7 protein-coding genes are annotated in these 9,527 nt (G+C 72.4%); all 7 read left to right on the top strand.

Features of this window, described 5'->3' with window-relative positions; translation table 11 throughout:
- Positions 1-333: 333 nt before the first annotated feature.
- The 7 genes from thrC (at position 334) to FV233_RS15485 (ending at position 9,296) form a co-directional block, all read left to right on the top strand.
- Positions 334-1,758, top strand: a complete 1,425-nt coding sequence (gene thrC / locus FV233_RS15515) for a threonine synthase (RefSeq protein WP_147897977.1) — start codon at positions 334-336, stop codon at positions 1,756-1,758.
- On the top strand, positions 1,755-3,050 hold the full coding sequence (locus FV233_RS15510) for a pitrilysin family protein (protein ID WP_147897976.1): 1,296 nt from the start codon (positions 1,755-1,757) through the stop codon (positions 3,048-3,050). The genes thrC and FV233_RS15510 overlap by 4 nt, the downstream gene beginning before the upstream one ends.
- Before the next feature lie 226 nt (positions 3,051-3,276).
- On the top strand, positions 3,277-6,195 hold the full coding sequence (locus tag FV233_RS15505) for a sensor domain-containing phosphodiesterase (RefSeq protein ID WP_147856512.1): 2,919 nt from the start codon (positions 3,277-3,279) through the stop codon (positions 6,193-6,195).
- Positions 6,196-6,262: 67 nt separating this feature from the next.
- Positions 6,263-6,676: a globin family protein gene (locus FV233_RS15500; RefSeq protein ID WP_147856511.1), complete on the top strand. Its 414-nt coding sequence runs from the start codon at positions 6,263-6,265 to the stop codon at positions 6,674-6,676.
- Between the two features lie 103 nt (positions 6,677-6,779).
- Positions 6,780-7,175, top strand: coding sequence for a hypothetical protein (locus FV233_RS15495; protein WP_147856510.1), 396 nt, complete (start codon positions 6,780-6,782; stop codon positions 7,173-7,175).
- A gap of 29 nt (positions 7,176-7,204) precedes the next feature.
- Positions 7,205-8,128: a ferredoxin--NAD(+) reductase gene (locus tag FV233_RS15490; protein ID WP_147897978.1), complete on the top strand. Its 924-nt coding sequence runs from the start codon at positions 7,205-7,207 to the stop codon at positions 8,126-8,128.
- Positions 8,129-8,243: 115 nt separating this feature from the next.
- Positions 8,244-9,296 carry a hypothetical protein gene (locus FV233_RS15485; RefSeq protein ID WP_147854648.1) on the top strand — a complete coding sequence of 351 codons (1,053 nt, stop codon included), beginning with the start codon at positions 8,244-8,246 and terminating at the stop codon, positions 9,294-9,296.
- Positions 9,297-9,527 lie beyond the last annotated feature (231 nt).

Here is a 9,527-nt window from a genome sequence, read left to right as displayed (position 1 = left end):
GGGTCTGCGCGATGGCGGCGGTGCCGAGCAGCAGCACGGCGGCGCCGGCCAAGGTGAGGGGTCGAATGGCGAGGGGGCGAACGGCGCGGGTTCGAATCATGTCGGCTCTCTCTGAGGAAGCACCCCGCGGGCGGGGTCGGGCCGCCCCGGCGGCGCCGGCCGGTCGAACCGGGGTGCCGCGGGGGTGATCCGGTCCTAGGCGCGGCGGCGCAACCGGTCCTGAACCGGCCCGTTCAGGCCCGGTTAAACCGCGCGGGCCCGCCGCGACCGCCCGGACTTTCGACAGGTCCGCCCGCATCGTGTAGAGGGGGCGCCTTCCTCCCGGAGGCCCCTGTGCTCCACGTCTCGACCCGCGGCGAGGCCGCGCCGCTCTCGTTCTCGGATGCCCTCCTCGCAGGCCTCGCCCGCGACGGCGGACTCTACGTGCCGCAGACCTGGCCGCAGATCGGCCGGGCGGAGATCGCCGGCTTCGCCGGCAAGCCCTACGCGGAGGTGGCCAAGCGCGTGCTGCGCCCGCTGATCGATGGCGAGATCGAAGACACCGATCTCGACCGGATGATCGACGAATCCTACGCCACCTTCCGGCACCCGGCGGTCTGCCCGCTGACCCAGCTCGACGACAACCTGTTCCTGCTGGAGCTCTTCCACGGGCCGACGCTGGCCTTCAAGGACGTGGCGATGCAGCTGCTCGGGCGGCTGATGGACCACGTGCTCACCAAGCGCGACACCCGCGCCACCATCGTGGGCGCGACCTCGGGCGATACCGGCTCGGCCGCCGTCGAGGCGTTCGGGGACCTCGACCGGGTCGACATCTTCATCCTCTACCCGCACGGGCGCGTGTCGGAGGTCCAGCGGCGGCAGATGACCTCGGTGCCGGCCCAGAACGTCCACGCGCTCGCCGTGGACGGCACCTTCGACGATTGCCAGAACCTGGTCAAAGCCCTGTTCCAGCACGCGGATTTCGCCGATTCCGTGCGCCTGTCCGGGGTCAACTCGATCAACTGGGCCCGGGTCGCGGCGCAGGCGGTGTACTACTTCACCAGCGCGGTGGCGCTCGGCGCGCCCCACCGGCCGGTCTCCTTCGCGGTGCCGACCGGCAATTTCGGCGACGTGCTCGCCGGCTGGGTCGCCAAGCGGATGGGGCTGCCGATCGAGCGGCTGATGATCGGCACCAACGCCAACGACATCCTGGTGCGTACCCTGGAGCACGGCGCCTACGCGCTGCGCGGCGTCGTGCCCACGACCTCCCCCTCCATGGACATCCAGATTTCTTCGAATTTCGAGCGGCTGCTGTTCGAGGCGCTCGGCCGCGACGCCTCGGCGCTGTCGCGGCTGATGTCCGGGCTGAAGCAGTCCGGCGGCTTCTCCTTGAGCCCGGAGATCCTGGCCTCAATCCGCTCCGAGTTCGACGCCGTCGCGGTGCCGGAGCCCGACGTGATGGAAGAGATCGCCCTGACCCAGGCCGCCACCGGGATCGTGCTCGATCCCCACAGCGCCATCGGGGTGCGCGCCGGCCGCCGGCTCCTGGAGCGGGATCCCGCAACCCCCGTCGTCGCCCTGGCCACCGCGCACCCGGCCAAGTTCCCGGACGCGGTCGCCAAGGCCACCGGCGGCCTGCGCCCGCCCCTGCCGCCGCACCTCGCCGACCTCATGGACCGGCCCGAGCGCATGACCCCGGTGGCCAACGATCAGGCCGCCGTGGAGCGGCTGATCCGCGAGCGCGCCCGCATCACCCGGGGTGGGGCAAACCCGCGATGAACCAGCATTTCACCACGCACGCCGCCTCCCCGTCCCTGCGCACCACGCGGCTCGCCAACGGCGTGACGGTGGTGACCGAGCCGATGCCCGGGGTCGCGACCGCGAGCCTCGGCGTCTGGGTCGGGGCCGGCTCGCGCAACGAGCGCGCCGACGAGGCCGGGCTGTCCCACCTCATCGAGCACATGGCGTTCAAGGGCACGCGCACGCGCTCGGCCCACGGAATCGCGGAGGAGATCGAGAATGTCGGCGGCGAGATCAACGCCGCCACCTCCACGGAGGGGACGAGCTACACCGCCCGGGTCCTCGGCGAGGATGCCGGCCTCGCCCTCGACGTGATCGGCGACATCCTCACCGATTCGGTGTTCGATGCCGGCGAGCTCGCCCGCGAGAAGGGCGTGATCCTGCAGGAATACGCCGCCGTCGAGGACACCCCGGACGACGTGGTCTACGACGCCTTCACGGAGGCCGCCTTCCCGGACCAGCCGGTCGGCCGCCCGATCCTCGGGCGCCCCGAGACGATCCGGAGTTTCGACGAGGCCGGGATCCGCGCCTACCTCGCCCGGGAATACACGCCGGACCGCATCGTCGTGGCCGGGGCCGGCGCGGTGACCCACGAGGCGATCGTCGAGGCGGCCGAGCGCCATTTCGGCGCCCTGCCGGCCACGGTGGCGCCGGCTGCCGTGCCGGGCGTCTACGGCGGCGGCGAGCGGCGGATGCCGCGCAAGCTCGAACAGGCCAACGTGGTGATCGGCCTGCCCGGCCTGTCGTTCCGGGACGACGGCTACTACGCGCTGCACATGTTCGCCCAGGTCCTCGGCGGCGGGCTGACCTCGCGGCTGTGGCAGGAGGTGCGCGAGACCCGCGGCCTCGCCTACGAGATCCAGGCCTTCCACTGGCCGTTCTCCGATTGCGGCCTGTTCGGCATCGGCGCCGGAACTTCGGGGGCGGACCTGCCCGAGCTCGTCGACGTGACGCTGGCGGCCACGGCCCGGGCCGCCCGGGACCTCGCCGAGCCCGAGATCGCCCGCGCCAAGGCGCAGCTGAAGGTGTCCCTGCTCTCGGCCCTGGAGACGCCGGGCGGGCGCATCGAGCGCAACGCCCGCCAGATCCTGGCCTGGGGCCGGGTGATCCCGGCCGGCGAGGTGATCGACAAGGTCGACGCCGTCACGGTGGCGGACGTGCGGGCCGCCGCGGCCGCGATGCTGAAGGGCGCCCCGACGCTCGCGGCGATCGGCCCGATCCGCAAGCTGCCCGCCCTCGACCGGATCGCCGCCGCGCTTCGGGGGGCTTGAGCCTCCGCCGGAGCGCCTGACCGCGCGCGCCCCGCACGGTGAGGGTTAAGAGAATCCGGGCCGGACAGGCTCTGAGACGCCCTGTTCGGGCCCCGCGCCGACGCCCCCTGCCCCGCCCAACTTGATTTGGCCGCAAAGGGGCGCGATCCGCGGAGTCCGGATCCGGACCGGGGCGGCTGCCCCGGGGTCGGGGACTTCCTTTCGATCGCGGCCGCCCGGGTGGCCGATGCCGAAGCTCGCACGGCCGGAACTCAAGACACCCTTGCGCATCCTCGCCCTCCTCCTGACACTGGTCGGCGGTCTCGTCGGTGCCCTCGCGCTGTGTGGGCCGGCTCAAGCCGTCGAGGCGGTGCGCGTCACCCTCGACGCGCCGGTGATCGACCTGACCACCGCGATCGAGCGCTACCGCTCGGACGGCGACCTGATCCAGATCTCCACGGCGCCCGGCAAGGACGGCATCGTCCGCCGCATCGTCGTGAAGGCGCGCGACGCTGGCGCCCGGCCCGACTGGATCGTGTTCGCGCTCACCAACGACACCGACGAGCAGATCGACCGCATCCTGGTGGCGCCGCATTTCCGGCTGGTGGATTCCGGGGTGATCTGGCCCGATCTCGGCGGCTCTCGGATCGCCGCCATCACGGCGAGCCAGGGCATCCGCCCGGAGCGCGACGAGAACCCCGAGGCCGACCAGTTCACGATCACCCTGGATCCCGGCACCACGGTCACCTACGTCGCCGAGCTGCGCGGCCCCAACGTGCCCCAGCTGCACCTGTGGGATCAGGACGCCTATCGCCGCAAGACCGCCGGGCTGACCCTGTACAAGGGCATCATCATCGGCATCAGCGGGTTGCTGGCCCTGTTCCTGACCATCGTGTTCGTGGTCAAGGGTGCGATCATCTTCCCGGCCGCCGCGGCCCTGGCCTGGTCGGTGCTGGCCTATGCCTGCATCGATTTCGGCTTCCTGCAGCGGGTGTTCCCCGTCACCGAGCTGGCCGAGCGGGTCTACCGGGCCTCCGCCGAGGCGGTGCTCGGGGCGACGCTGCTGGTGTTCCTGTTCGCCTACCTGAACCTCGCCCGCTGGCACGTGCGCTACAGCCACGTGGCGTTCTTCTGGCTGGCCTTCCTGGCGGGCCTCGTCGGGCTCGCGGTGTTCGACCCGCCGGTGGCCGCGGGGGTGGCGCGCATCTCCATCGCTGCGGTGGCCGGGATCGGCCTGCTGCTGATCGTCTACCTCGCCGCCCATAACGGCTACGACCGGGCGATCCTGCTGGTGCCGACCTGGCTGCTCCTGGTGGTCTGGGTGACGGCGGCGGGCTTCGCGGTCACCGGCCAGATCGGCAGCGACCTGGTGCAGCCGGCGCTCATCGGCGGCCTGGTGCTGATCGTGATGCTGATCGGCTTCACGGTGCTCCAGCACGCCTTCGCGGGGGGCGGCCTCAGCCACGCCCTGGTGTCGGACACCGAGCGGCGGGCGCTGGCGCTCACCGGCGCGGGCGACGTGGTGTTCGACTGGGACGTGCCGGCCGACCGGGTCTTCGCCGGCCCCGAGATCGAGGCGCAGCTCGGCCTGCCCCGGGGCACCCTGGAGGGCCCGGCGACGAACTGGCTCGGCACGCTCCACCCGTTCGACGTGGAGCGCTACTCGGCGGCCCTCGACACGGTGATCGAGGAGCGGCGCGGGCGCATCGTCCACGATTTCCGCCTGCGCTCGGCCGCGGGCACCTATTTCTGGTACCGGCTGAAGGCGCGCCCCGTGATCGGCGCCGACGGCGAGGTGATCCGCGTGGTCGGCACCATCGCGGACGTGACCGAGATCAAGACCGCGGAGGAGCGCCTGCTCCACGACGCGGTGCACGACAGCCTGACCGGCCTGCCCAACCGCGAGCTGTTCGGCGACCGCCTCGACGCGGCCCTCGCCTTCGCCGGCCAGGACCAGCGGCTCAAGCCGACCGTGATCGTGCTGGATGTCGACCGGTTCAAGGGCATCAACGACGCCATCGGCCTGTCGGCGGGCGATTCGATCCTGCTGACCCTGTCCCGCCGGCTCGGTCGCCTGCTGCGGCCGCAGGACAGCCTGGCCCGGATCTCCAGCGACGAGTTCGCCGTGATCCTGCTGTCCGAGCGCGACCCCGACCGGATCCTGGCCTTCGCCGAGATGATCCGGCGCGCCATCGCCACGCCGATCACCTACGCCGACCGGGAGATCTTCCTCACCGTCTCGATCGGGCTCGCGCTCTACGAGGCCGGGGCCAACCTGAAGCGCGACGAGGTGTTCAAGAGCGCCGAGATCGCCATGATCCAGGCCAAGCGCAACGGCGGCGACCGGATCGAGGTGTTCCGCGCCCACATGCGCACCGACCGCTCGGACCGGCTGATGCTGGAGAGCGACCTGCGCAAGGCGATCGAGCGCAACGAATTGCGGGTGCTGTTCCTGCCGGTGGTCCGCCTCGAGGACCGCACCGTGGCGGGGTTCGAGACCGTCCTGCGCTGGGACCACCCGAAGCTCGGCCGCATCCCGGCCTCGACTTTCATGCCGCTGGCCGAAGAGAGCGGCTTCGTGGTCAACCTCGGCATCTTCGCCCTGGAGCGCACCGCCCTGGAGCTCGCCGCCTGGCAGCGCTCCCTCGAGGTCGAGCCGCCGATCTTCGCGGCCTGCAACCTGTCCTCCCGCCAGCTCCTGCGCCACGACCTCCTGCACGACGTGAAGACCGTGCTGGCCCGCTCCGGGGCGCTCCCCGGCTCGCTCAAGCTGGAATTCAGCGAGAGCCTGGTGATGGAGAACCCGGAATACGCCGCCCAGATGCTGGCGCGCATCCACGACCTCGGGGCCGGCCTGTGCCTGTCGGATTTCGGCACCGGCTACTCGGCCCTGTCCTACCTCCAGCGCTTCCCGTTCGACACGATCAAGGTCGACGCGACCTTCGTGCGCCAGATCGGCACCGGCCAGACCGCGATCCTGCGCTCCATCGTCCGGATGGCGAGCGAGCTGAACCTCGCCATCGTGGCGGAGGGCTGCGAATCGGAGGGCGACGCCCAGGCGCTGGCCGGGCTCGGCTGCGAATACGCCCTCGGGCCGGCCTTCGGCGAGCCGATGACCATGCTGCAGGCCCGCCAGATCGTCGGGGCGGCGCCGGAAGCGGCCTGATCCTGGTTCGGGTCGGCCCAATCAGGTATACTGCCGACCAGCGATGAAGGCGGTGGCAGGGGATGCGATGACGCCCGAACAGGTCAGGCTCGTCCAGGACAGCTTCGCGCAGGTGCGGCCGATCGCCGGGACGGCGGCCGACTTGTTCTACGGGCGCCTGTTCGAGATCGCCCCCGAGGTCCGCCCGCTCTTCCCCGACGACATGGCCGAGCAGAAGAAAAAACTGATGGCCATGCTGGGCTTGGCGGTGGCCCATCTCGGCCACCCGGAGACCGTGGCCCCGGCGATCCGGGATCTCGGGCGCAAGCACGTGGCCTACGGCACCCAGGCCGCCCACTACGCCCCGGTCGGCGCCGCGCTGCTCTGGACCCTGGAACAGGGCCTCGGCCCGGACTTCACCCCGGAGGTCCGCGCGGCCTGGACCGAGACCTACACGCTGGTGGCCGGGTTGATGACGGGAGCGGCGGCGGAGGCGGGGTGAACACCCCCGAGAGTCGACGATCGGTTTAAGCCCCCCTTAACCATGCCCGCGCAAGCTCCTGTTGATGGATTGGCGCTCCGGCGCCCGTGGAGGGGATGGGCGGATGGCCGAGGCGGCGAGGCGTTACCAGCAGGCGGGCAGCTCGGATCTCGTGCGGCGCCTGATCGCCCGGCCGGTCCGGCTGGAGCAGCAGGCCCGCACCCGGCTGCCGCTCCCCGGCCAAACTCTGCCCGGCCAAGCTCTGTCCGGACAGGATCCGCGCGTCTCCGGCGCCGCCCAGGACGACCTGTCCGAGGATTTCGACGAGGCCGACGAGATCGCCCGGCTCGAGACCGAGCTGCAGGTGATGAAGGCGGTGCTCCGGGCCCAGCGGCAGGAGGTCGAGGCCCTCCGGGCGCAGCGCCAGCTCCTGACCGAATCGGCCGCCAGCGACGACGTCCGGGCGACCCGCGAGCGCTGGGCGTCCCTGGTGGACACCCTGCTGATCCGCGCCCGGTGATCCCTCTCCAGACCAAGCGGGGTACGGCCATGGGCGCGCGCTGCTCGCTCGTCGTCAACGGCCGGTCGGTGCGCGTCTCGACCGGCGACACGCCGCTGGAGGCGGCGCTGGCCGAAGGCATGATCGCGCCCGTGCAGGCGCAGCTCGCCAACCAGGTCGCCGGCCAGGGCAGCGCCGCGCCGTCGAGCCGTCGGCCCCCGGCCCGCCGGGCCCGGGCCGAGGCCCTGCGGCCGAGCCTGCCCGGCGCCCCGATCCTGGGCCAGGAGGAGGCCCCGCCCCCGGCCGTCGCCATCCGCAAGGGCACCGTCTCGCAGATCCGGCGGCTCTGCCCCGGCATCGTCGAGGTCGTGGCGACCCTGACCCGGCGCCCGAACCTCGAGCCCGGCCACCAGGCGCTCGTCACCTTCGCGGGCCTGCCCGCCCTGACCCTGTCCCCGACCCTGCGGATCGACGGCTCGGCCGAGATCAACGAGGCGGTGTTCCACATCCCCCGCGACCCCGAGGGCGGCCCGGTCGACGCGATCCGGCTCGACCAGCCCGTGCGCCTGAAGGGCCCCGTCGGCCGCGGCCAGTACCGGCCCGGCGGCGGGCGGCTCGTTCTGGTGGCGGCGGGAGCCGGCTTCGGCCCGATCTGGGCGATCGCCCGGGCGGCCCGCTACGTCGAGCCCGCCCGCGAGATGGCGCTGGCGGTCGGCGCCCGGGACGCCCTCGACCTCTACATGCGCGAGAGCCTGGACTGGCTGCGCTGCACCGGCGTCGGCCGGATCGTGCTCTGCGCCGACCGCGGCGGCCAGCGCCCGCCAGACGTGCGCTCCGGCCCGCTCACCGCCCACCTGCCGAGCCTGCGCGCCACCGACGTCGTCCACGTGGCCGGCGACATCGCCACCGTCGGCGCCGTGCAGGTGCTCGCCGCCTCGGTGGGCGCGCGCTGCTACCCGATCGTGCTCGACTGACCACGACGGCCGACCGCGGACCGCGCCCGGACCATCAGGGCTCCGCCCCGAGACCCCGCCACAGAGCCGGGGGCCCTTTGGGATCCCGTCATTTCCCGTGAGTCGGTCTGCGTCGATGCTCCGCGTGCTCTGCCTCGGCTACAGCGTCACGGAGCTGGCGGGCTATGTCGAGCGCGCCAACGCCCTGGCGGTGGCCGAGGGGCGGCCCGTCACCTTCCTGCGCAGCGGCTGGGGCGGCCACTCCCTGCCCTCGATCGCCTGCCTGATCGACGAGATCCTCGACGCCTGTCCCTGCGACCACGTCCTGCTGGAGCTGTTCACCGGCAACGTCCGCTACTTCGACGGCGCGACGATGCGGGCCTACCTGGACGACATCCTGGCGGCCACCGCCCGGCGGGGCCTGCCGGTGGCCTTCCTCAACCTCCACCAGGGCGGGGTCGATTACGCGGCCGAGCCCGTCGCCGCCCTGCTCGCTGAGTACCGCGCCCTCTACGGCATCGTTTGTCTCGACATCGCCGCCCCGGTGGCCGCCGCGGGGGCCGGGGACATCACCTACCTGCTGAAGGACGGGACCCATGTCGCCCCGGCCGGGGCCGAACTCTACGGCACCCTGGTCTACGCCTTCATGCGGGCGCCGCCCCCCGGCCGCGCCTATGTCGACCGGTTCCGGGGCTTGCCGGCCCGGTTCGAATCCCTGCCGCTGCGCACCCTCCCCGGCCTGGAATGCGGGTTCGAACTGCGCCGCAACGGCATCCCGCTGCACTTCCTGGAGATCCCCGAGGGCGCGCGCGTCGAGATCCCGCTCGGGCGACCGCGTCGCGTGATCGGCCTGCTCGTGACCTACGGGCCGCAGGCGGGCACGCTCACGATCCGGGATCCGGCACGCGGGCGGACGCGCGCGATCACCGCCTACGACGAATTCTCGTACTACATGCGCTCGGTCTACCGCACCGCCCTGTTCCCGGCCGCGCGCTCCCTGACGATCACGCAGGACTCCGCGCTGCCCGACATCGCCCTGCGCAAGGGCGAGCCGGACCGGGGGCCGCGTCTCGGCCGGGTGTCGCACGTGTTCTTCCGGCGCAGGCTCGGGCTCGCCGAGCGCGCGGCGCTGATCCGCCACCGGCTTCTCCGCAACCTGCGCCGGCTCACGGGTTTCCCGAGGGCCTGAGGCCCTACCTTTTCAAGGTGTTAGGCTGAGAGCCAGGATATGGCGTCGAGCCGGTCTGCACGGTCCTTTTCCCGGGCGCATGCAGCGCCAGCGGAATGCGACCCGGGACCCAGCACACGACGGCGCGCAGCGTCCGCCTGATCGACCGGTGCCGCTGGCGCGGCGCTTCGTGTGCTGGGTCCCGGATCAGGTTCCGCTTCGCTTCACCTGTCCGGGACAGGGACGCGCGTG

Origin of the sequence: Methylobacterium sp. WL7, assembly GCF_008040085.1 — a bacterium.
GTDB lineage: Bacteria > Pseudomonadota > Alphaproteobacteria > Rhizobiales > Beijerinckiaceae > Methylobacterium > Methylobacterium mesophilicum.
Note: the sequence above shows the minus strand (reverse complement) of the source record. Positions and strands in the feature narration are given on the sequence as shown.